General features: G+C 73.5%; 19 protein-coding genes and 2 tRNA genes. 12 read left to right on the top strand and 9 right to left on the bottom strand.

Annotated elements, in window-relative coordinates; all coding sequences use genetic code 11:
- The first annotated feature begins 79 nt into the window (after positions 1-79).
- Both PUR71_RS35530 and pyrE read left to right on the top strand, forming a co-directional pair.
- Complete coding sequence (locus PUR71_RS35530; RefSeq protein ID WP_329931346.1) at positions 80-1060, top strand: hypothetical protein; 981 nt, start codon at positions 80-82, stop codon at positions 1058-1060.
- 73 nt (positions 1061-1133) lie between these two features.
- The gene (pyrE, locus tag PUR71_RS35525) at positions 1134-1670 is read left to right on the top strand and encodes an orotate phosphoribosyltransferase (protein WP_329931345.1); all 537 of its coding nucleotides are present in this window, start codon (positions 1134-1136) and stop codon (positions 1668-1670) included.
- A gap of 114 nt (positions 1671-1784) precedes the next feature.
- Here the strand turns inward: pyrE and PUR71_RS35520 are convergent, their stop codons facing one another.
- Positions 1785-2498: a DedA family protein gene (locus tag PUR71_RS35520; RefSeq protein WP_329931344.1), complete on the bottom strand. Its 714-nt coding sequence runs from the start codon at positions 2496-2498 to the stop codon at positions 1785-1787.
- Positions 2499-2798: 300 nt separating this feature from the next.
- Here PUR71_RS35520 and fbaA point away from each other — a divergent pair, with 300 nt between their 5' ends.
- Positions 2799-3821 (top strand): class II fructose-bisphosphate aldolase, encoded by a 1023-nt coding sequence (gene fbaA / locus PUR71_RS35515; RefSeq protein ID WP_329931343.1) that lies wholly within the window; start codon positions 2799-2801, stop codon positions 3819-3821.
- 95 nt (positions 3822-3916) lie between these two features.
- On the opposite strand, the gene PUR71_RS35510 is transcribed toward fbaA, so the two are convergent.
- A complete protein-coding gene (locus tag PUR71_RS35510) occupies positions 3917-4336 on the bottom strand; it encodes a DUF3151 domain-containing protein (protein WP_329931342.1) in 420 nt (139 codons plus the stop codon).
- Between the two features lie 119 nt (positions 4337-4455).
- Here PUR71_RS35510 and PUR71_RS35505 point away from each other — a divergent pair, with 119 nt between their 5' ends.
- Positions 4456-5337 (top strand): DUF3152 domain-containing protein, encoded by an 882-nt coding sequence (locus PUR71_RS35505; RefSeq protein ID WP_329931341.1) that lies wholly within the window; start codon positions 4456-4458, stop codon positions 5335-5337.
- A gap of 93 nt (positions 5338-5430) precedes the next feature.
- The gene (locus PUR71_RS35500) at positions 5431-6135 is read left to right on the top strand and encodes a hypothetical protein (protein ID WP_329931340.1); all 705 of its coding nucleotides are present in this window, start codon (positions 5431-5433) and stop codon (positions 6133-6135) included.
- On the opposite strand, the gene PUR71_RS35495 is transcribed toward PUR71_RS35500, so the two are convergent.
- The 4 genes from PUR71_RS35495 to purS form a co-directional block, all read right to left on the bottom strand.
- Positions 6132-6947: a sterol carrier family protein gene (locus tag PUR71_RS35495; protein ID WP_329931339.1), complete on the bottom strand. Its 816-nt coding sequence runs from the start codon at positions 6945-6947 to the stop codon at positions 6132-6134. The two genes, PUR71_RS35500 and PUR71_RS35495, sit on opposite strands and share 4 nt — an antisense overlap.
- 67 nt (positions 6948-7014) lie before the next feature.
- Positions 7015-9270: a phosphoribosylformylglycinamidine synthase subunit PurL gene (gene purL / locus PUR71_RS35490; protein WP_329931338.1), complete on the bottom strand. Its 2256-nt coding sequence runs from the start codon at positions 9268-9270 to the stop codon at positions 7015-7017.
- Positions 9270-9947, bottom strand: coding sequence for a phosphoribosylformylglycinamidine synthase subunit PurQ (purQ, locus tag PUR71_RS35485; protein ID WP_329931337.1), 678 nt, complete (start codon positions 9945-9947; stop codon positions 9270-9272). The genes purL and purQ overlap by 1 nt, the downstream gene beginning before the upstream one ends.
- Positions 9944-10198 (bottom strand): phosphoribosylformylglycinamidine synthase subunit PurS, encoded by a 255-nt coding sequence (purS, locus tag PUR71_RS35480; protein ID WP_030278336.1) that lies wholly within the window; start codon positions 10196-10198, stop codon positions 9944-9946. The genes purQ and purS overlap by 4 nt, the downstream gene beginning before the upstream one ends.
- 466 nt (positions 10199-10664) lie before the next feature.
- Between purS and PUR71_RS35475 the strand changes: the two genes are divergently transcribed.
- From PUR71_RS35475 to PUR71_RS35445, 7 genes are all read left to right on the top strand, one after another.
- Positions 10665-10982: a histone-like nucleoid-structuring protein Lsr2 gene (locus tag PUR71_RS35475; protein ID WP_030304494.1), complete on the top strand. Its 318-nt coding sequence runs from the start codon at positions 10665-10667 to the stop codon at positions 10980-10982.
- A gap of 153 nt (positions 10983-11135) precedes the next feature.
- Positions 11136-11208, top strand: a tRNA-Gly gene (locus PUR71_RS35470).
- A 39-nt stretch (positions 11209-11247) separates the two neighbouring features.
- Positions 11248-11323, top strand: a tRNA-Gly gene (locus PUR71_RS35465).
- A gap of 210 nt (positions 11324-11533) precedes the next feature.
- Complete coding sequence (locus tag PUR71_RS35460) at positions 11534-12559, top strand: ABC transporter ATP-binding protein (RefSeq protein WP_329931336.1); 1026 nt, start codon at positions 11534-11536, stop codon at positions 12557-12559.
- On the top strand, positions 12556-13407 hold the full coding sequence (locus tag PUR71_RS35455; RefSeq protein WP_329931335.1) for an ABC transporter permease: 852 nt from the start codon (positions 12556-12558) through the stop codon (positions 13405-13407). The genes PUR71_RS35460 and PUR71_RS35455 overlap by 4 nt, the downstream gene beginning before the upstream one ends.
- A gap of 111 nt (positions 13408-13518) precedes the next feature.
- Positions 13519-14748: a sensor histidine kinase gene (locus PUR71_RS35450; RefSeq protein ID WP_329931334.1), complete on the top strand. Its 1230-nt coding sequence runs from the start codon at positions 13519-13521 to the stop codon at positions 14746-14748.
- A 27-nt stretch (positions 14749-14775) separates the two neighbouring features.
- The gene (locus PUR71_RS35445; protein WP_329931333.1) at positions 14776-15396 is read left to right on the top strand and encodes a response regulator transcription factor; all 621 of its coding nucleotides are present in this window, start codon (positions 14776-14778) and stop codon (positions 15394-15396) included.
- Positions 15397-15421: 25 nt separating this feature from the next.
- Here PUR71_RS35445 and PUR71_RS35440 read toward each other — a convergent pair whose 3' ends face one another.
- The 3 genes from PUR71_RS35440 to PUR71_RS35430 all read right to left on the bottom strand — a co-directional run bounded on the left by PUR71_RS35440 (position 15422) and on the right by PUR71_RS35430 (position 19762).
- Positions 15422-16321, bottom strand: a complete 900-nt coding sequence (locus PUR71_RS35440) for a phosphoribosylaminoimidazolesuccinocarboxamide synthase (RefSeq protein WP_329931332.1) — start codon at positions 16319-16321, stop codon at positions 15422-15424.
- Between the two features lie 118 nt (positions 16322-16439).
- A complete protein-coding gene (locus tag PUR71_RS35435) occupies positions 16440-17984 on the bottom strand; it encodes a N,N-dimethylformamidase beta subunit family domain-containing protein (RefSeq protein ID WP_329931331.1) in 1545 nt (514 codons plus the stop codon).
- 218 nt (positions 17985-18202) lie between these two features.
- Complete coding sequence (locus PUR71_RS35430; protein WP_329931330.1) at positions 18203-19762, bottom strand: hypothetical protein; 1560 nt, start codon at positions 19760-19762, stop codon at positions 18203-18205.
- Between the last annotated feature and the right edge of the window lie 475 nt (positions 19763-20237).

The following is a 20237-nucleotide window of genomic DNA, read 5'->3' as shown; positions in this document are numbered from 1 at the left end:
GGGGGTGGGGAAACGGGTGGGGGAAACGGGTGCGCGGTAGGTGGGGACCGGGTGGGGTTGGGTCGGTAGGCTCCGTGGCATGGAGCATGAGGTTGTCGTCCCGATGGCTGCCGAGCTGGTGCGGCAGGCGCTGCAGGATCCGGCCGTGCTGGCCCGGAGTGTTCCGGGGCTGAGCACCGAGCCGACGGCGGTCGGCGGCGGGCCGGCCGAGGAGATCGCGGGCCGGCTGCGGGTGCGGGTCGGCGGCTCCACCATCACGTACAAGGGCGTGCTGTCGCTGATCGAGGGCCGGGAGGGCGTGCTGACCGTGCTCGCCGAGGGCCAGGAGGCCCGCGGCAGCGGCGAGGCGACGGCCACCGTCCGGGTGAGCGTCGCGGCCGGGGCCGAGGAGGGCACCGCCGTGGTCCGCTTCACCGGCGACCTGAGCGCCACCGGCCGCCTCACCGAGTGCGACGACGAGACCCTCGCCGCCACCGGCCGCCGCCTGCTGGACCGGTTCGCCGCGGCGCTGGTCTCCCCCGACGAGGCAGCGGAGGACACGAAGGAGCCGGACGAGACGGGCGGGGCGGAGGAGCCGGACGAATCGGAGGAGTCGGAGGACGAGGGCAGTGTCCTGTTCATCGAGGAGCACCAGGACCAGCCCGGCGACGACCTCGACGACGACCTCTCCGACCTGATCGCCTTCTCCGACGCCGACGCCGAGCGCTTCGGCCTCCCCACCGGCGGCACCGACGAGCACGAGGACGGGGTGGCCGAGGAGCTGCCCGCCGAGCCGCCGTTCGAGTACGAGGAGGAGCCGGCGCTGACCGGCCCGGTGCGCCGCAGCATCGTCGGCCGCTCCGCCGAGGAGGTCGACCACGCCCCGCCGCGCGGCCGCTACGCCCCCGCCCTGCCGGCCCGCAGCGCCCGCGCCCGCGCGGCGTCCCGCTGGGGCGGCGACGCCGGCGGGATCGTCGTGCCCGGCCCGGGCGGCCGCAGCACGATGCCGTGGGTGATCGGCGGTGGGGTGGCCCTGCTGGGCGGCGCCGTGGTGCTGGTGCGGGCCCTGCGCCGCAGGTAGGACCTCGGGGCGCGGCCCGACTCGCGGCTCCCGGCGGGCGGGGGCCGCGGGCCGGGCCCTAGACTGAACGCTCATGAGCAACGACCGCGACGCCCTGTTGGCACAGATCAAGGACAAGGCCGTCGTGCACGGCAAGGTCACCCTTTCCTCCGGCAAGGAGGCCGACTACTACGTCGACCTCCGCCGGATCACGCTGGACGGCGTGGCCGCCCCGCTGGTCGGCCGGGTGATGCTGGACGCGACCTCCCACCTGGACTACGACGCCGTCGGCGGGCTGACCCTGGGCGCCGACCCGGTCGCCGCCTCGATGCTGCACGCCGCCGCCGCGCGCGGCCGCACGCTGGACGCCTTCGTGGTCCGCAAGGCGGGCAAGGCGCACGGCCTGCAGCGCCGGATCGAGGGCCCGGACGTGAAGGGCCGCCGGGTGCTGGCGGTCGAGGACACCTCCACCACCGGCGGCTCGGTGCTGACCGCCGTCGAGGCGCTGCGCGAGGCGGGCGCCGAGGTGGTCGGCGTCGCGGTGATCGTCGAGCGCGGTGGCGCCGCCGCCGTCGAGGCGCAGGGCCTGCCCTACGTGACCGCCTACACCGCGGCCGACCTGGGCCTGTAACCCGCCCTGCAGGACCCCGGCAGCTCCCCGAGGACGTCAGAGGGGCCCGGTCCCGTCCCACGTGTTTCACGTGGAACGAGGACCGGGCCCCTCTGACGTCGCGCGGGTGCGGGATCAGCCGCGGCGGTGGCGGCCGCCGCTCTGCGCGGAGTCGGCGACGGCCTCGACGCCGCCGGCCTTCTTCTTCCTGCGCTCCCGCAGGACCTCGATGAGGATCGGCGAGACCGACAGCAGGACGATCAGCAGGACCGCCGGGATCAGGTACTTGTCGATCACCGGGGCGAGCGCGTCGCCGAAGAAGTAGCCGATCAGGAGCATGGACTCGGTCCACAGCACACCGCCGACGACGTTCCACAGGAAGAACGTCCGGGCCGGCATCTCCAGCGTGCCCGCGACCGGGTTGAGGAAGGTGCGGACGATCGGCATGAAGCGCGCCAGCACGACGGCCTTGCCGGGTCCGAACTTGGTGAAGTACTCCTCCGCCTTCAGCACGTACTCGCGGCGGAAGATCTTCGACTCGGGCTTGTCGAACATCCTGGGCCCGACCTTCGCCCCGATCAGGTGCCCGAGCTGGGCGCCCGCGATCGCCGCGATCGGGGCCCCGGTCAGCAGGAGCGCGATCGGCAGCTTGGCGCCGTCGCCGAGCACCGACGAGGCGGCGTTCGAGGCGGCCACGCCGGCGATGATCAGCAGTGAGTCGCCCGGGAAGAAGAACCCGACCAGCAGGCCGGTCTCCGCGAAGATGATCGCGAGAAGCCCGATGGCGCCGAGGGACGAGATCAGTTGTTTGGCGTCGAGCAGGTTGACGGCCAGCTGGTTGTAGTCCACGGGCGCAGGATAGCGGTCGTACCTTGACGGCGGTCTCCGCGTGCGCCCCCCCGGGCGCCGTTCCGACTGGCGGGCTCCTGCTGACCTGCGCGCACGAGTCTGGGAAGATGACACAGGCGTCCGGTCCGCGGTCGCAAAACACCCTCGTTGTCTGCCGCGGTGGTCGCCCCGAACCTTGGTACCGGTGTGCCGGATCCGCAGAGCCGCGCGTCGGCGGCCGGTACCCCGGAGTCGTCACGAAGGCGTACCCAGCGTCGGACATCACCGTCCGTACGCCGCAACCCGACAGGAGCGGATCGCATGCCCATCGCAACTCCCGAGGTCTACAACGAGATGCTGGACCGGGCCAAGGCGGGCAAGTTCGCCTACCCGGCCATCAACGTCACCTCGTCGCAGACCCTGCACGCCGCGCTGCGCGGTTTCGCCGAGGCCGAGAGCGACGGCATCATCCAGATCTCGACCGGTGGCGCGGAGTTCCTGGGCGGCCAGCACAACAAGGACATGGTGACCGGCGCCGTCGCGCTGGCCGAGTTCGCCCACATCGTGGCCGCCAAGTACGACATCACCGTCGCGCTGCACACCGACCACTGCCCGAAGGACAAGCTGGACGGCTACGTCCGCCCGCTGCTGGCGGTCTCCGCCGAGCGCGTCGCCAAGGGCCTGAACCCGCTGTTCCAGTCCCACATGTGGGACGGCTCGGCCGAGACCCTGGCCGACAACCTGGAGATCGCCCAGGAGCTGCTGGCCCAGGCCGCCGCCGCCAAGATCATCCTCGAGGTCGAGATCACCCCGACCGGCGGCGAGGAGGACGGCGTCACCCACGAGATCAACGACGAGCTGTACACCACCGTCAACGACGCCGTGCGCACCGCCGAGGCCCTGGGCCTGGGCGAGAAGGGCCGCTACCTGCTGGCCGCCTCGTTCGGCAACGTGCACGGCGTGTACAAGCCGGGCAACGTCGTGCTGAAGCCGGAGCTGCTGCGCGAGCTGCAGGACGCGATCGGCAAGCAGTACGGCAAGACCGACCCGTTCGACTTCGTCTTCCACGGCGGCTCGGGCTCCTCCGCCGAGGAGATCGCCACCGCGCTGGAGAACGGCGTCGTGAAGATGAACCTCGACACCGACACCCAGTACGCCTTCACCCGCCCCGTCGCGGCCCACATGTTCCAGAACTACGACGGCGTGCTGAAGGTCGACGGCGAGGTCGGCAAGAAGAACACCTACGACCCGCGCACCTGGGGCAAGCTGGCCGAGGCCGGCATGGCCGCCCGCGTGCTCGAGGCCGCGCAGCAGCTGCGCTCGGCGGGCAACCGCCTGAAGTGAGCCCGGTAGCGGCGCCGATCTCGGCGGCGTGAGCGTGAGTGCCCCCGGTGGTCCGTCCACCGGGGGCACTCACGCATGGACGCGGGTCGGGGCGGCTACTGCTTGAGCGCCTCGTACGCCTCGTGGCTGCTGTCCTTCAGGAACTGCCAGCAGCGGGACTCCTCCTCCGTCTCCTTGATCGCGCCGGCCGCGCGGGCCAGCGCCGCCAGGCAGCGCAGGAAGCCGCGGTTGCCGCGGTGCTCCCACGGCACCGGGCCGTGGCCCTTCCAGCCGTTGCGGCGCAGCGCGTCCAGGCCGCGGTGGTAGCCGGTGCGGGCGTAGGCGTACGACTCGACGTAGCGGCCGGCCGCGAACGCGTCGTCGGCGAGCATGGCCCAGGCCAGGCAGAACGTCGGGAAGTCGGCCGCGACCTGGGTCGGCGAGGCCGACTCCTCGGCGAGCATGCGGTACGGCTGCTCGTCCTCCGGGAGAAGGGTCGGTTCGGGGCCGTCGAGAAGATTCCTGTGGATCGCCATGAGGTGCAGTCTGCCATCCGAGCCGCCGGGGTCAACCGCGGTCGGGGGACCGAACCGGGCGGAATGCTGCATACCGGGTATGTGGACATTCACCCGTTCTCCATGCCAGGGTGTCAAGCGTGCCCGCAGCCAGAACCGCCTCGCGCAGGAGTGCCCGCGCAGGCCGCAGACGCCGCCCGCCGAAGCGCCGCCCAGGCCCCGCGTTCCTCGTGGCGCTGGTCGCCTCGGTGGCCGTGCTGTCCACGGCGGTCGTGGTGCTGATGAGCCGCCACTCCGCCGCGCCCGTCACCGGCCCGACGACGCAGGCGCGGATCGTGCCGTCGGCCGAGCTGAGCGCGCCCGCCCCGACGCAGGCGGCCACTGCGACGCCCGCGCCCACTCCGACGCCCACCCCGACCCCCACGCCGACCCCCACCCCCACGGCCTCCGATCCGGGCCCCGCCAAGGGGTCCGGAACCTTCACGGTAGCCCCCGCCACCGCCCAGGCGGTCGGGAAGGGCAACATCCGGCGCTACCGCGTCGAGGTCGAGGACGGCATCGGGATCGACCCGACGGCCGCCGCCACCCAGATCCACGGCATCCTCGGCGACAAGCGCGGCTGGACGAGCGACCGCAAGGACGGCTTCCAGCTGGTCGCGAGCGGGCCCTACGACTTCGTGGTGAAGATCGCCTCGCCCGCCACCGTCGACCGGCTGTGCGGCGCCGCGGGACTGGACACCCACGGCGAGGTCAACTGTGACGTCGGCAGCCAGGTGATCGTCAACTCCAAGCGCTGGAGCACCGGTTCACCGCAGTTCGACGGCCCGCTGGACGAGTACCGGGCGCTGATCGTCAACCACGAGGTCGGCCACCGGATCGGCCACGGCCACGAGACCTGCCCCGGACCGGGCAAGCCGGCGCCCGCGATGATGCAGCAGATCTACGGACTCAAGGGCTGCACCCCCAACGCCTGGCCGTACTCGGCGGACGGGACGTACCTGAGCGGGCCGTCGGTGCCGTAGCGGGCGCGAAGGCCCTTACGCCGGAGCCGGGTCGGAACAGTACGGGGACACAACGGGCGCGCGCCCGCGACGGGCGCGCCCTACCCTGCGACCATGACCGCTGCCCAACGCCGCACGCTCACCGCCGTGTTCGCCTCCGCCGGGATCCTGCTCGGCACCGCCGCCTGCTCGTCGTCCCCGGCGGCCGTGCCCGGTCCCGGCGCGCTCTCGTACGACACCGTCCGCTCCACCGCGCAGAAGCTGCACCAGGACCGGCAGAACACCTGCCCGTTCGGCCTCGACCTCGGCAAGGCCCTCAAGGCGGCCGGGCTCCCCGACGCGGTCGACCCCGACACCGGGAACGGGTCCGCCGTGGACGGCGACGTCGGCGACGGCCTGCCGCCCCAGCCCTGGCCCTCGGGTGCGAGCCACCCGCCGGAGATGCCGTCGGTGCCGGCCACTCCCCCGCACGCCGACATCACCTGCGCCTACCGGGCGGGCGGGGGCTCACTGGAGATCGAGCTGATGGCCGTGCCGAAAGCCGGGGTGGCCCTCAACCTCCTGCTGCCGCGGGTCCAGCGCCAGGCGCGCGCCTCCGTCAGCCAGCTCCGGCAACTGGCCACCCAGCAGCCGGGCCCCGGACAGACCGTGCTCGCGCCCGGTTCGGGCACGGCCGCGCTCGCCCGGCCGGTCACCAGGGGCGAGGGGGACATCGTCCTGATGCTGTCCGAGAACTCCTCCGGCGACACCCCGGACCCGGCCTTCACCGGCGAGCCCCTCCGCAGGGCCGCGGAGGCCCTGGCGGGGCAACTGCGCTAACCGAGGACCGGCAGGTACGGGCTCAGGTCGCTGCGTTCGCCCGAGGCCGAGACCGCGGCGGCGTCCACCGCCGCGGCCCAGGCGGTGCGGCCGGTGGCGAGCCGGATCCAGGTCAGCGGGTCGGTCTCGACCACGTTGGGCGGGGTGCCGCGGGTGTGCCGGGGCCCTTCGACGGCCTGCACGACGGCGTACGGCGGGATCCGCAGTTCGACCGCGCCGCCGGGGGCCCGGGCGGCGAGGGCGTCGGCGAGCAGCCGGGTGACGGCGGCGACGGCCTGGCGGTCGTGGGGGAAGGCCTCGGGGCCGAGGGCGTCGGCCAGGTCGTCGGCGTGCACGACGGCCTCGACGAGCCTGGTCACCAGGTAGTCGGTCAGGAGCATCGACCGCCCGGCGAGCAGCCCGATCCGCCGCCCGGCCTCGGTGATCGCCGGGCCGTCGAGCACGGACCGCACGGCGTCCAGCGACCGGTCGAACGCGGCAGCCACCTCCTCGGGCGGGCCAGCGAACGCGTCCGCCGCGACGGCGGTCGCCGCGGTGTCGACCGCGTCGGCCATCGTCCTGCTCAGCCCGGCGTAGTCGGCCAGCGAGAGCGCCGGCCCCTGCGGCGTCGGGTCGTCCAGCCGGGCCGGCAGGTGGCCCAGCGCCAGGCTCAGGTGGGCCACCAACTCCCGCACCCGCCAGGAGCCGAGCCGGGTCGGCCGGTCGAGGTCCGGCGCGGTCAGCCGGTGCACCGCGGCGCGCAGCGCCTCGTTCTGCGCCGCCAGCGCGGCGCCCACCTTCTGCGGCTGGTACGTACGGGACTTGGGAGGCATGCGCCCCAACATACGCCGAGGGGCGGACGGTTCCGTGTCGGACCGTCCGCCCCTCTGGGTACTGCGATCAGGCGAGCAGGGCCTCGATGACGCCGGTGTGGGCGTCCTTCAGCTCGGCCAGCGTGACGCTGAACTGCCCCTGGACCTCGATGCTGTCGCCGTCCACGACACCGATCCGGGTGGCCGGCAGGCCCCGCGCGGTGCACATGTCGTTGAACCGGAGCTCCTCGCTGCGCGGCACCGCCACGACGGCGCGGCCGGCCGACTCGGAGAACAGGAACACGAACGGGTCCGTGCCCTCCGGCACGATGATCCGCGCACCGTGGCCGCCCTTGAGGCAGCTCTCCACGAGCGCCTGGCCGAGGCCGCCGTCGGAGAGGTCGTGCGCGGCGTCGATCATGCCGTCGCGCGAGGCGGCGATCAGGATGTCGCCGAGCAGCCGCTCGCGCTCCAGGTCGACCTTGGGCGGCAGGCCGCCGAGGTGGTCGTGCACGACCTGGGACCAGGCCGAGCCGCCGAGCTCGTCCGCCGTGTCGCCGAGCAGGTAGAGCAGCTGCCCCTCCTCGGCGAAGGCGACCGGGGTGCGGCGGGTCACGTCGTCGATGACGCCGAGCACCGCGACCACGGGGGTCGGGTGGATGGCGACCTCGCCGGTCTGGTTGTACAGCGAGACGTTGCCGCCGGTGACCGGGGTGCCGAGGGTCAGGCAGGCGTCGGCCAGGCCGCGGGTGGCCTCGGCGAACTGCCACATGACGTCCGGGTCCTCGGGGGAGCCGAAGTTGAGGCAGTCGGAGACGGCGAGCGGCTTGGCGCCGCCGGCCGCGACGTTGCGGTAGGCCTCGGCGAGGGCCAGCTGGGCGCCGGTGTACGGGTCCAGCTTGGCGTAGCGGCCGTTGCCGTCGGTGGCGACCGAGACGCCGAGGTTGGTCTCGTCGTCGATCCGGATCATGCCCGAGTCCTCGCCGTGCGAGAGCACGGTGTTGCCGAGCACGTAGCGGTCGTACTGGTCGGTGATCCAGGACTTGGAGGCCTGGTTCGGGTGGCTCGCGACCTTCAGCAGGTCGGCCTTGAGGCCCTCGCCGGTGGTCGGGCGGGCCAGCCGCTCGGCGGTGGGGGCGTCGGCCTGCAGCGCGTCCTGCCAGCTCGGGCGGGCGTACGGGCGCTGGTAGGTCGGGCCCTCGTGGGCGACGGTGCGCGGCGGCACGTCGACCACGAGCTCGCCGTGCCAGAAGATCTCCAGGCGCTCGCCGTCGGTCACCTCACCGATGACGTTGGCGATGACGTCCCACTTCTCGCAGATCTCCAGGAAGCGGGCGACCTTGTCCGGCTCGACGATCGCGCACATGCGCTCCTGCGACTCGCTCATGAGGATCTCCTCCGGCGAGAGCGTGTTGTCGCGCAGGTGCACGGTGTCGAGGTCGATCCGCATGCCGCCGGAGCCGGCCGAGGCCAGCTCGCTGGTGGCGCAGGACAGACCGGCGCCGCCGAGGTCCTGGATGCCCTTGACGAGCTTCTCGCCGAAGATCTCCAGGGTGCACTCGATGAGGAGCTTCTCCTGGAACGGGTCGCCGACCTGGACGGCCGGGCGCTTGGTGGGCTTGGTGTCGTCGAAGGTCTCGGAGGCCAGCACCGAGACGCCGCCGATCCCGTCGCCGCCGGTGCGGGCGCCGTACAGGATGACCTTGTTGCCGGCGCCGGAGGCCTGCGCGAGGTGGATGTCCTCGTGCTTCATGACGCCCACGCACAGCGCGTTGACCAGCGGGTTGCCCTGGTAGCAGGAGTCGAAGACGACCTCGCCGCCGATGTTCGGCAGGCCCAGGCAGTTGCCGTAGCCGCCGATGCCCGCGACGATCCCGGGCAGCACGCGCCGGGTGTCCGGGTGGTCGGCCGCGCCGAACCGCAGCGGGTCCATGACGGCGACCGGGCGGGCGCCCATCGCGAGGATGTCGCGCACGATGCCGCCGATGCCGGTGGCCGCGCCCTGGTAGGGCTCGATGTACGACGGGTGGTTGTGCGACTCGACCTTGAAGGTCACCGCGTAGCCCTGGCCGACGTCCACGACACCGGCGTTCTCGCCGATGCCGACGAGCATGGCGTCGGAATCGGGCTTCTTCTCGCCGAACTGCTTCAGGTGGACCTTGCTGCTCTTGTACGAACAGTGCTCCGACCACATGACCGAGTACATCGCGAGTTCCGCCCCGGTGGGGCGGCGGCCGAGAATCTCCCGGATCCGCGCGTACTCGTCCTCCTTGAGGCCGAGTTCCGCCCACGGCTGGGCGGCGTCCGGGGTCTGCTCGGCGTTCTTGACGGTGTCGAGGCTCATCAGGCGTTCACCAGCTGCTTCAGGACGGAAGTGAAGAAGCCCAGGCCCTCGGTGGTCGGACCGGTGAGCGGCTCCACCGCGTGCTCAGGGTGCGGCATCAGACCGACGACATTGCCGGCGGCGTTGGTGATGCCGGCGATGTCGCGGTACGAACCGTTCGGGTTGACGTCGAGGTACCGGGCGACCACCCGGCCCTCGGCCTCCAGCTCGTCCAGGACGTGCGCGTCGGCGACGAACCGGCCCTCGCCGTTCTTGAGCGGAACCACGATTTCCTGGCCGGCCGAGTAATCCCGGGTCCACGCGGTGCCGGCGTTCTCGATCCGCAGCTTCTGGTCGCGGCAGACGAAGTGCAGCGAGTCGTTGCGGGTGAGCGCGCCCGGCAGCAGGTGCGATTCGCACAGCACCTGGAAGCCGTTGCAGATACCGAGGACCGGCATTCCGAGCTTCGCCTGCTCGATGATGGTGGTCATGACCGGCGAGAAGCGGGAGATCGCCCCGCAGCGCAGATAGTCGCCGTAACTGAAACCGCCCGGCAGGACGACGGCGTCGACCTGGTGGAGATCCTCGTCACGGTGCCAGAGCGAGACCGGCTCGGCGCCGGCCAGCCGGACCGCGCGCTGCGCGTCGCGGTCGTCGAGTGAACCGGGGAAAGTGACGACGCCTACGCGGGTGGTCACTTCGCCGCCTCCTCGACCCGGACGGTGAAGTCCTCGATCACGGTGTTGGCGAGAAAGGTCTCGGCGGCTTCGCGGATACGGGCGAGTGCGGCGTCGTCGACCGGACCCTCCAGCTCCAGCTCGAAACGCTTGCCCTGGCGGACGTCGGCGATCCCGGTGAATCCGAGACGGGGCAGTGCGCGCTGCACCGCCTGTCCCTGGGGGTCGAGGATCTCCGGCTTGAGCATGACGTCGACTACGACGCGTGCCACTGGCACTCCCGGTGGTGTCTTCGTGAGGCGGGGGAACTCCAGACTACCGGTGGTTTCGGGCGGGATTGCTGGCCGGGGAGGGCGACGCGCGTAGACCCGAGACCCTTACGCCGCAAGGGATCCGGCGCCACCGACCCCCACCCCCGGCACCCGATATCAGCGGATTGGCCGGCCGGGCGGAGAACCCCCGAAGAACACCCGAATACGGCACTCCGGGACAGAACCGCCCGTCCCGCGCGCCGGTATCCGCAAGTCCCACGAAGAGACGTGAATATCCGGAAAAGAATGCCGGACTCTTCGATTTCGACCAGCTTCGGGTGCAGAATAGGGCCACCTGTCGCGGCAAGTGCTGCGTATCCGGCCGGCCACCAGGCCTGCCCGTATGCGCTTGCGCGAGTGGTGCACATCAGGCCCCGGGGCGCACCCCGCGCGCCGACGGCCGAATTGCCCGAGAGGATTGACACCCATGGCACAGCGTGTAGTTGTCACGCTCTCCGACGACCTGGACGGCGGCGCCGCCGCGGAAACCGTCCACTTCGGCGTGGACGGGAAGTCGTACGAGATCGACCTGTCCGTGGACAACGCGGAAAAGCTGCGGGAGGCCCTCGCCCCGTTCGTCGCGGCCGGACGGCGCCAGAGCCGCACCGGAAAGTCCTTCCGCCGCACCGCGCTGACCCCCGACCCGGCCGCGGTCCGCGCCTGGGCCCAGTCGCGCGGAATGGAGCTGCCGGCCCGCGGGCGCATCCCCAAGCACGTGTACGAGGCGTTCGCCGAGGCGAACTGACCCCGGCGGGGACGTCCGGCCCGAGCCGGCGGCCCCGCGGTCGCCCTGCCCGCCGAAAGGGTGGGGCGACCACCCCGAACGATGCTGTAGAGTATTCCTCGTCGCCGCAACGGAGAGATCCGAAGAGGCGGCCGGTGCCCCACCAGGCACCGTGCGGACGTGGCTCAGTTGGTAGAGCATCACCTTGCCAAGGTGAGGGTCGCGAGTTCGAATCTCGTCGTCCGCTCGCAGTGCGCGAGCACAGCACAACTCCATAGTTTGACCTGCGGACGTGGCTCAGTTGGTAGAGCATCACCTTGCCAAGGTGAGGGTCGCGAGTTCGAATCTCGTCGTCCGCTCCAAAGCGAAGGGCCCCTCGATCGAGGGGCCCTTCGGCATTTCCCCGTGCGTTCCCCACCGCGGCACCGCGGCCTTCCCCACCGCGGCCTTCCCCACCATCGCGGCCGGGCCGGTGACCGATGACATTTGTCATCGCCGACCCGTGGATCCGCATCCCCTTCCGATGACGGCGCGCACTGACCGCGCGGGCCGGGAGGCGGAAGGCTGGAGCCATGGAAACGCGCCAGTCCGCCGGCTCCCCCGGCCCCGTGATCGAGGTCACCGACCTCCAGCGCCACTACGGCTCCGGCAGCACCGGCTACCACGCCGTCCGCGGCGTCGACCTGACCGTCGGCCGCGGCGAGCTCTTCGCCCTGCTCGGCACCAACGGGGCGGGCAAGACCTCCACCATGGAGCTCGTCGAGGGCCTGGCCGCGCCCAGCGGCGGCAGCGTCCGGGTGCTCGGCCACGACCCGTACCGCGAGCGCGCCGCGCTCCGTCCGCGGATCGGCATCATGCTCCAGGAGGGCGGCTTCCCCGGCGAGCTCACCGTCGCCGAGACCGGCCGCACGTGGTCCGGCCTGACCAGCGGCGCCCGGCCGGTGGAGGAGGCGCTGGAGCTGGTCGGCCTCGGCCACCGGCGCGACGTGCGGGTCAAGCAGCTGTCCGGCGGCGAGCGCCGCCGGCTGGACCTCGCGATGGCCCTGCTCGGCCGCCCCGAGGTGCTCTTCCTGGACGAGCCCAGCACCGGCCTGGACCCGGAGGCCCGCGCCGCCGTCTGGCGGCTGGTCCGCGAGCTGCGGGCCCAGGGCACCACCGTGCTGCTCACCACGCACTACCTGGAGGAGGCCGAGGAGCTGGCCGACCGACTGGCGATCATGCACGGCGGCCGGGTCGTCACCACCGGCACCGTCGCCGAGGTGATCGCCGGACGGCCCTCCCGGATCACCTTCGAACTGCCCGCGTCCGCCGGGTCCTCGCTGCCGCTGCCGGCCGGGGCCGAGGTCGCCGTCGAGGGCCGCAAGGTCACCGTGCAGACCTCCGCCCTCCAACGGGACCTCCACGAGCTGCTCGACTGGGCCCACCGGCACGACCTCGCGCTCGGCGCCCTGGACGCCCGCAGCGCCTCGCTGGAGGAGGCCTTCCTCGCGATCGCCTCCGAGGCCGCCCACCAGGACGAGCCCCGGCCGCCCGCTCCCGCCGGCCGTGCCTCCCGTCCCTCCCGCTCCTCCCGCCGCCTGATCGGATCCGCCCGATGACCACCGCCGCCCCCGCCAGCGCCACCGGCACCACCGGCACCGCCGCCGGCCCCCAGGGCACCGCCCTGCGCCGCCTGGCCTCCCTCGGCCGCTCCGAGGCCACCCTGCTCCTGCGCAACCGCTCGGCCCTGTTCACCGCCCTGCTGCTGCCGGTGCTGATGATCGCCGGGCGCCGCAGCACGCTGAAGCAGCAGGCCTCGTCCCACCCCGGCCTGGACGTCGACTCCCTGCTGATCATCGGCACCATCGGCGGCATCCTGGCCTTCGTCGTCTACTACAACCTGACCGCCGCGTACGTCGGCCGCCGCAACGAGCTGGTGCTCAAGCGGCTGCGCACCGGCGAGGCCCGGGACCCGGAGATCCTGGCCGGCACGGCCGTGCCGTCGGTGAGCCTCGCGCTGCTGATGAGCGCGGTCGTCGCGGGCGGCGGCACCGCCTTCCTGAACCTCGGCGCCCCGGTGAACCCACTGCTGCTGGCCGCCGGGCTGCTCCTGAGCATCGGCACGATGATGGCCATGGCCGCGCTCACCAGCGCCTTCACCAAGACCGTCGAGACCGCCGGCATCACCACCCTCCCGCTGCTGCTCGTCTCGCAGTTCGGCTCCGGCCTGTTCATCCCGCTGGAGGTCATGCCCGACCGGGTCGCCGACTTCTGCCGCCTGCTGCCCACCACCCCGGGCTTCCAGCTGATCCGGATCGGCTGGACCGGCACCGACGGCTCGGCCGCCGCGACCGGCTTCGGCGGCACCTGGTCCACCGCCGTGCCGCACCTCGTCACGGGCGCCGTGTGGCTGGGCCTGGCGACCTGGGGCGCGGTCCGGTACTTCCGCTGGGAATCCCGCCGCTGACGCCCGCGCAGGTCCTCCTGACGGATGGCCACTGCAACCGAAGGCCCGGCCCCCTCCATCCCTCTGATATGAAGGCAGCGACAGCAACGTGACGGGACGGGGAGCAAGTCGATGCAGGTCAGGGGGCCGATCCGCCGCTGGAAGGGCTACGGCAAGCCACAGCGCGCCGAGCTGTACTTCCGCTGGTCGCTGTACCTGATGGCGTGGATGATGCTGCCGATCAACCTCCTGGTCAGCGCCTCCCCCGCGAACCTCCCGGGCCACGGCACCGCCGTCCAGGTCGCCGTGGTGGTCTCGCTCGCCTCCACGCTGGTCACGCTCCGGGCGTACCGCACCGTGCTCGACCACTACCTGAAGCGGCCGTCCGAGTACCGGCGCTGGCTGATCGTCAACGCCGTCCTGACGCTGGTCGGCTCCTGGACCGTCATCCTGCTCGGCCCGTCCACCGGCGGGCCGATGAACCCCCACGCGCCGCCGTTCACCGCAGTCGTCGCCACCGCCCTGATGGGCGCGTCGATCGGCCCGACGGCCGTCGCGGTCTCCCTGCCCCGGACCTTCCTGATCGCATTCGGCCAGGTCCTGGCGATCGCTCCCGCGATGGTGCTGACCGGGTTCGACCCGGGCATCACGACCGGGCTGATGGTCGGGGCGGCGATCGGCCTGTCCTTCCTGATCGGCAGCTGCCGCAGCTTCGCCTGGGTGACCGCGATCGTCTGGGAACTGGACGCCGCCCGCGAGGCGCAGTCCCGGCTCGCCGTCGCCGAGGAACGACTGCGTTTCTCCCGCGACCTGCACGACGTCATGGGCCGCAACCTCACGACGATCGCGCTCAAGAGCGAACTCGCCGTCCAGCTCGCCCGCCGGGGCCGCGCGGAGGCCGCCGAGCAGATGGCCGAGGTGCAGCGGATCGCCCAGGACTCGCAGCGCGAGGTCCGGGACGTCATCCGCGGCTACCGCACCGCCGACCTGCACGCCGAGGCGATCGGCGCCCGGGCGGTGCTGCGCTCCGCCGACGTCGCCTGCGAGATCGACCTCGGCGAGGACGCGGACGGGCTGCCGGCCCCGGTGCAGTCGGTGCTCGGCTGGGTGATCCGCGAGGCCACCACCAACGTGCTGCGGCACAGCGAGGCCGCCCACTGCCTGATCCGCCTGCACCGGGAGGACGGCCGGGCGGTGCTGGAGCTGGAGAACGACGGCGTGCCGGAGGTCCCGCTGCCCTCCCAGGGCGGCGGCACCGGGCTGCGCGGGCTCCGCGAGCGGCTGGCCGCCCACGACGGCGAGCTGACCGTCCCGACGGCCGCGCCGGGCACGTTCCGCATGCTCGCGGCCGTACCACTCTGACCCGTACTCCCGGAGGAAGGCCCACCGATGACCGAGACCCCGCCCGTCCGCGTCCTGCTCGCCGACGACGAGCACCTGATCCGGGGCGCGCTGGCCGCGCTGCTGTCGCTGGAGGACGACATCGAGGTCGTCGCCCAGGCCGGCTCCGGCCCGGAGGCGCTCGCGATGGCCCGGGCGCACCGGCCCGACATCGCCGTCCTGGACCTGCAGATGCCCGGACGGGACGGCATCGAGGTGGCCACCGAGCTGCGCCGACTGCTGCCGGACTGCCGCTGCATGATCGTCACCGGTCACGGCCGGCCCGGCTACCTGAAGCGGGCGCTGGAGGTCGGGGTGCGCGGCTTCCTGCCCAAGACCGTCTCGGCGGCCGACCTCGCGGGGATCATCCGGACCGTCCGGGCCGGCGGCCGGTACGTCGACCCGGAGCTCGCCGCGGACGCGATCAGTGCCGGCGAGACGCCGCTGACGCCGCGCGAGACCGACGTCCTGGAGCTGGCCGCGGACGGCACCCCGATCGCCGAGATCGCCGCGCGGGCCGCCCTGTCCCAGGGCACCGTCCGCAACTACCTCTCCTCGGCGGCCACCAAGCTGGGCGCGGAGAACCGGCACGCGGCGGTGCGGATCGCCCGCGAGCACGGCTGGATCTGAGGCCGTACCCGCGGGCGGTCGCGGCTCAGACCCAGCTGGTGCCGGTCAGGCGCTCGTACACCTCGACGTACTTGGCCCGGGTCTGCTCGACCACCTCGGCCGGCAGCGCCGGCGGCGGCTCCTCGCTGTAGCGGTCCCAGCCGGAGGCCGGGGAGACCAGCCAGTCGCGGATGAGCTGCTTGTCGAAGGACGCCTGCGAGCGGCCGGGCTCGTAGTCGTCGGCCGGCCAGTAGCGGGAGGAGTCCGGGGTGAGCACCTCGTCGCCGATGATCAGCTCGCCGTCCAGCAGGCCGAACTCGAACTTGGTGTCGGCCAGGATGATGCCGCGGTCGCGGGCGATGTCCCGGGCGCGGGCGTAGACGTCGAGGGTGGTGCGGCGCACCTGGTTGGCCAGCTCGGCGCCGATCCGGCGGGCGGTCTCCTCGTAGGGGACGTTCTCGTCGTGCTCGCCGACCTCGGCCTTGAGCGCCGGGGTGTAGATCGGGGCGGGCAGCTCGGAGCTGTTGACCAGGCCCTCGGGCAGCGCGATGCCGCAGACCGTGCGGCTCTCCTCGTACTCGCTCAGGCCGGAGCCGGCCAGGTAGCCGCGGGCGACCGCCTCGACCGGGATCATGTCCAGGCTCTTGCAGATCAGCGTGCGCCCCTTCCAGTCGGCGGGAGCGCCGGCCGGGACCTCGGTGGAGATCACGTGGTTGGGCACGATGTCGGCGATCCGCTCGAACCACCACAGGGAGAGCTGGGTGAGGACGCGGCCCTTGTCGGGGATCTCGTTCGGCAGCACCCAGTCGTGGGCGGACATCCGGTCGCTGGCCACCATGACCAGCTCGCCCGACTCGGTGCGGTAGAGGTCGCGCACCTTGCCGGTGTGCAGGTGGACCAGGCCGGATACCTGGACCGGCTCGGGCTTGGTGACAAATCCGCTCAAGGTGTCTCAGTCCTCAGGGGTCGTTCACGGGCGTGGGGCACCGCGAAAGGGGAGGTCACTGCCCCCGCAGTCTTTCACGAACGCTCCACCCGGCCTCCCGGGCCTCGCGGCGCCCGGCTCAGGGCCCGTTCTTGCACAGCCGGTCGAGCAGGTTGGCGGTGGCCCGCTGGATGCGCTCGTCGGTCAGCCCGGGGCGGCCCAGCGCGGGCGACCAGGCGAAGGTGCCGGCCGCGAAGACGTACGCGCCGCTGGGCGCGCGGTAGAGCGAGGTCTCCTGGTAGCGGGTGCGGCCCGCCGGGTCCCGGTACGGGGAGTGGGCCAGCAGGACGCGCTCGGTGTGCTCGGGCAGCGCCACCTTCGGGTAGTAGCGGTCGGCCTCGCCGGCCACCAGTCCGGGCACCTCGTCGCCCTCCTGGAGCCCGGTGCCGTCCCACAGCCAGTGCGCGGTGTGCCGTGCGACCAGCGGGACGGGTGCGGCGACCCGGCCCGAGTACTGCACGCCGAGCAGGTGCTGCTCGGGCTCGCCGGCGTCCCGCCACAGGGCGCTCGCGGCGCCGGGCGCGCCGGCCGCCGCACTGCCCGGCCGGACCTTCTGGCGCTTGCGGCAGTTGAGCAGCCGGTTGGGCTCGCCGGAGGCGGCGGCGCTCAGCTCGACCCGCCAGTACATGGTGTTGGCGGACAGGAAGACCAGCGAGGTGCCGCCGTCGCGGGCCCGCTCGGCGGCGCGGCGCTTCGGCTCGGACCAGTACTCGTCGTGGCCGGGGAAGACCAGCGCCCGGTGCCGGGCCGGGTCGACCAGGCCGGCGTGCAGGTCGGTGGCGGTCGCGTAGGCGAGGTCGTAGCCGTAGCGCTCGGCCCAGCGGATGAAGTCGTAGGCGTGGCCGACGTGCAGCGGCAGCCCGGCGGTGGCGTGCGGGCGGTCGAAGGAGACGGTGACGGCCGCCTCCGGCTCGCCGACCAGCCCGCCCCGGCCGTCCCACGCGTGGTAGAGGCTCGCGCCGCTGCGGCCGTCCTCGGGGAACAGGTTGTAGGCCTGCCAGGTCACGTCGGGGAGCACCAGGAGCAGTTCGGCGGCGTGTGCCCGGTCCTCGAAGTCCCTCACGGTGAACGGGATGTGGCTGCGGTGCAGCATGTCCGCGGTGGTCAGCACGGCGACGTACGCGCCGGGCTGCCAGTGGGCGGGGATCTGCAGCCGCCAGGAGTGCCACCAGTGGTGGCAGGAGACCGTCCGGCCGACCACCAGCGGGGCGGGCTGGGCCAGGCCGGCGATGAGCGGACTGGACGTCATGTGGTGGGCACCGTCGCCGCCGTAGTGGCCGATCCGGTAGACGTCCACGGTGAACTCGCGCGGCGGGTTGACGGTGACCCGGAAGTCCACCGAGCCGCCGGGGCGGACCACGCCGGCCGAGGCGAAGCCCTTGATCTGCTGGACGACGTCGTCGGCGCTGCGCGGGGTGCCCACCGGCGGCCGGGGCCGGGCGCCGGCGGCGAGCGGGCGCTGGCCGGGGGCGTCCACGGAGACGTACCAGGGCACGGTGCCCTCGGCGTCGGCCAGGTACTCGTCGGGGCTGCGCAGCCAGGGCAGCGGGCCTTGGCCGAAGGGGTCGGAGGCGCTGTAGGCAAGCGTTCCGGACTCCCAGCGGCGGTTGAGCTCGGTACCCACGCGCCCCTCCCAGGTGCACTCCTCTCCGGGCTGGCACGTGCCCCCCGGATGTGCGTGCGGTCTAATACACCACACTGTGCTGGCGCAGCGTCACCCGGTGGTAGCAATTGGTGGCGACAATCTTCGGGCCCGTCCCCGTCGGGCCCTGCGGCCTGCGCGGACGGCCGCCCGCGGGCCCGGCCGGGGGCGCGTGGGCGGTGGCCGAGCGCCGTTGGGGATCAGAGGCGGACGGGCTTCTCCAGGCGGACGTCGGCGGCGTCGAGCCAGGCGCGCAGGGGGCCGTCCTGGCCCTGTTCGACGGCCTGGGCGACGGGGGCGGCGAGGTCGGTGCGGCGGACGCCGCGGATCAGCAGGACGGGGCCGTCCAGCCAGTCCAGGCCGGGGGTGGCACCCGCGGTGTCGACGGCGGCGCAGCAGACCATCGCGGTGACGTGGTCGACCAGCAGGTCGCGGCCGCTGCGGACGGGTTCGAGCAGCGGGGCCGGGGCGGTGGTGCGGGCCAGTTCGGCGGCGAGGGCGGCGGCCAGCTGCTCGCCGTCGCCCTCGGCGAGGCGGACCAGCAGCCGGGTGAGCGTCGGGGCGCCGGGGCGGGCCTGGGGCGCGAGGCGGTCCAGGGCGCTCTGCAGGGCGGCGGCGCGGGCCCGCCAGCCGGCGTCGACGACGTCGGCCGGGTAGGCGGTCCACTCCAGCTCGTGCCAGGCGCCGGCGGCCGGGCGGCCGAAGAACAGCTCGGCGGCGAGCCGGGAGACCGCCCGGTCCACGGTGCCGGGCTCCTCCAGCAGGTCGCAGGCGGGGCGGTCGCCGAGCCGGGTGCCGTAGCCGCCGGCCAGCCGGTCGCGCCGGGACAGCTCGGTGAGGGCGGCGACCACGCCGGCGTTGAGGTGGGCGGGGAGGCGCCCGAGCCGCCAGGCGGGCAGCGCGACCCGGGTGAGCAGGCGGTCCCAGCCGGCGTAGGCGAGGCCGACCTGCTCCTGGGCGGCGATCCGCAGGCCGTAGTCGACCGTCCTGGCCTGCTCGGAGGCCCAGCCGGCGACGGACCGCTCCAGCTCGGCCGCGTGGCCGCGGCAGGCGCCGAGGAGGCGGCGGGTGATCCGGTCGGTGAGCAGGGCCGGGCCGCGGCGCGGCGCCCGGGGCGGGCCCGCCAACACGGCGCCGCCGAGCCCGGCCGGGGACGGGCCGGTGTCCAGGCTGGCGTCGAGGCTGCGCAGGAAGCGGCGGGCGGCGGCGATGTCCGGGTCGGCGGAGGCGGCGGTGCCGGCCACCACGGGCGCGAGCAGGGCGCGCAGCTCGTCGGCCCGCATCCACCACAGGAACGGCGAGCCGATCACCAGGACGGGCGCGGGCGGCTCGGACCGGGGGCGGCGCGGGTGCGCGGGGTCGACGTCCTCCAGCCAGCTGTCGCAGTCCGGGGTGAGCGCGATGGCGGAGGGCGCGGGGACGTCCAGCCGGTCGGCGAGTTCACCGATCAGCCGGTACAGCTCGGGGGCCTCGGCGCGCTCCAGCGGGACGGCGGGGGTGCGCGGCGGGACGGCCCGGCGGTAGGCGCGGGCGGCCAGGCCGGCCACCAGGAGGGCGAGCACGGCGACCGCGCCGACCGCCCAGCGGGCGGCGTCCCAGCCGGCCGCGTCGGAGGCGTCGGGCGCCCCGATGCGGCCGGTGAACCGGCCGGCCAGCAGGACCACCGCGACGGCGGCGGGCACGGCTGCGGTGGCCAGGGCGAGCCCGCGGATCCGCAGGACCGCCTGGGCGTGTGCGCGCGCGGTGTCGGCAGCTGCCATACGGTGCGGCACCCCCTTCGGAGCCCTCGGGTGCCCGCTGGTGGGCCCCTGAGCCGACTCGAAACGATCAGTTCCGACCGGGAAGCGGTGGTGTCCGATCCCGGTAGTGCATGCTGCGTGGCGCTTCTGCCATGTTCGACGCCCCGGTCCGGGTGGGTGTTCCGGAAAGCCCCGGTTTCCACTCGTCCCGGTGACGCCGTCCGGATTCCGGACGCTCGCGACCGGTCCGGTGCGAAGCACCCGGGCGACCGCCCGGCCGGACGCCGTCCAGCATCCCCCCGCGGGACCGCCGCTACCCGGCGGCCGCCACGGCGCGCGGCCACGGCGCGGTGCGATCCAGCGCACCATAAGGCCGGGCGCCCGGTTACGTCAGCCGGATGCGGGTGCTGTCACTCGATGGGCTGGAATCCGGCCGCCGAACGGTGCGCCGCCCACCACGGCCGCCGCCGCCCGGGAACGCCGCAGGGCGCTGCGT

The sequence above is a fragment of the Streptomyces sp. SP17BM10 genome (assembly GCF_036322405.1).
Classification (GTDB): Bacteria; Actinomycetota; Actinomycetes; order Streptomycetales; family Streptomycetaceae; genus Kitasatospora.
Note: the sequence above shows the minus strand (reverse complement) of the source record. Positions and strands in the feature narration are given on the sequence as shown.